A 2,428-nucleotide genomic window follows, 5' to 3' on the forward strand; every position below is an offset into this window, starting at 1 on the left:
TTGTAATAATACTAAAAATCAGCATTAAAATTTTAGTTCTTAATTCTAATGTCCTATTTTTGCAATTCGCAAATTTGTTCGATTAAACTATTTTGCGATATGTTTAACAATTGACAACACAATAAAAACTTTATCAAAAGAATAATTTAGATGAAAGAAGTTACAAAAGAGGTTTATTTAAAGTGGTACGAAGACATGCTACTTTGGAGAAAGTTTGAGGACAAACTTGCGGCATTATACATTCAACAAAAAGTTAGAGGTTTTCTACACTTATACAATGGTCAAGAGGCAGTTCTTGCTGGAGCACTACACGCGATGGACTTGACTAAAGACAAAATGATTACAGCTTATAGAAATCACGTACAACCAATCGGAATGGGTGTTGATCCAAGAAGAGTAATGGCTGAACTTTTAGGAAAAGTAACTGGAACATCTAAAGGAATGGGTGGTTCTATGCATATTTTCTCAAAAGAACACCGTTTTTACGGAGGACACGGTATCGTAGGAGGTCAAATTCCTGTAGGTGCTGGTCTAGCTTTTGGTGATAAATACAACAATACAGGTGGTGTAACCATGACTTATTTTGGTGATGGAGCAGCTCGTCAAGGTTCTTTACACGAAGCTTTCAACATGGCTATGCTATGGAAATTACCTGTAGTTTTTATAGTTGAAAATAATGGTTATGCCATGGGAACTTCTGTTGAAAGAACGGCAAATCATACTGACATCTGGAAATTAGGATTAGGATACGAAATGCCTTGTGGTCCAGTTGACGGAATGAACCCAGTAAAAGTTGCTGAAGCAATGACGGAAGCTATCGAAAGAGCGCGACGTGGTGACGGACCAACATTCTTAGAGATGAAAACATACCGTTACAGAGGTCACTCAATGTCTGATGCACAATTGTATCGTTCTAAAGAGGAAGTTGAAGAATATAAAAAAATAGATCCAATTACACAAATTTTGGATGTCATTAAAGATAAAAAATACGCTACCGAAGAAGAAATTGAAGCTATTGAATTAAAAGTCAAAGCATTAGTTCAAGAATGTGTTGATTTTGCTGAAGAATCTCCATATCCAGAAATTCAACAATTATACGACGTAGTGTATGCACAAGAAGATTATCCATTTTTACCTCATAAATTATAATAAATTATGGCTATTAAAGTAACAATGCCTCGTTTAAGCGACACAATGACAGAAGGAACGGTAGCGACTTGGCTTAAAAAAGTAGGTGACAAAATAAGCGAAGGAGATATTCTTGCAGAAATTGAAACTGACAAAGCTACTATGGAATTTGAGTCTTTTAACGAAGGTACTCTTTTATACATTGGTATCCCAGAAGGAGAAACAGCTCCTATCGACTCTTTATTAGCAATAATAGGAAACGAAGGAGAAGACATTTCAGCTCTTATTGCAGGTGGCACTTCAGAAGAAGCAGCTCCAGCAGTACCAACTGAAGAGACCAAACAAGAATCTCCTAAAACACCTGCAGCACCTACATCTTTACCAGCTGGCGTTATCGTAGTAACGATGCCTCGTTTGAGTGATACTATGACTGAAGGTACAGTAGCAACCTGGTTAAAAAAAGTAGGTGATACTGTCGCAGAAGGAGATATTCTTGCTGAAATCGAAACAGATAAAGCCACAATGGAATTTGAGTCTTTCAATGAAGGAACTCTTTTATATATTGGAATCGAAGAAGGTAATAGCGCACCAATTGATAGTTTATTAGCTATTATAGGACCTGCTGGAACGGATATTTCAGGAATCGCCGAAGGATATACCGCAGGAGGTGCTACACCAGAAGCAACTGCTACCAAAACCGAAGAAGCAAAACCAACTACTGCTCCTGTCGAAAAAACACAAGAACAAACCACTACTGTAAACAACGCTAACGGAGGAAGAATTTTTGCCTCACCATTAGCTAAAAAAATCGCTAGTGACAAAGGAGTAAACTTATCACAAGTAAAAGGTTCAGGTGAAAACGGACGTATCGTAAAAAGCGATATTGAAAACTTTACACCTGCTGCTACCACTGCTACGCCTGCACCTGCAAAAGGAGATGCTGCTACCGCACCTAAAGTATTTGTTCCTGCAGGAGAAGTATTTACTGAAGAAATCAAAAACTCGCAAATGCGTAAAATCATTGCGAAACGTTTGGCTGAATCCCTATTTACTGCACCTCATTACAACTTGGTAATCGAAGTTACTATGGATGATGCTATGAAATCAAGAGCAATAATCAACGCTGTTCCTGACACTAAAGTATCTTTCAATGACATGGTTATTAAAGCTTGTGCTTTGGCATTGAAAAAACACCCAAAAATAAACTCACAATGGAAAGAGGATGTTATTATCATCAACCATCACGTGAATATTGGAGTGGCTGTAGCTGTTGAAGATGGATTAGTTGTTCCTGTATTGA

The 2,428-nt window shown here is 37.5% G+C and carries 2 protein-coding genes; both read left to right on the plus strand.

Annotated elements, in window-relative coordinates; all coding sequences use genetic code 11:
- The first annotated feature begins 150 nt into the window (after nt 1-150).
- A complete protein-coding gene (pdhA, locus tag WBQ70_RS04295; RefSeq protein WP_423911043.1) occupies nt 151-1,149 on the plus strand; it encodes a pyruvate dehydrogenase (acetyl-transferring) E1 component subunit alpha in 999 nt (332 codons plus the stop codon).
- A 6-nt stretch (nt 1,150-1,155) separates the two neighbouring features.
- Nucleotides 1,156-2,428 (plus strand): biotin/lipoyl-containing protein (locus WBQ70_RS04300; RefSeq protein WP_423911045.1); only part of this gene is annotated, 1,273 nt, incomplete at its 3' end.

Source organism: Flavobacterium sp. (genome assembly GCF_049590715.1).
Classification (GTDB): domain Bacteria; phylum Bacteroidota; class Bacteroidia; order Flavobacteriales; family Flavobacteriaceae; genus Flavobacterium.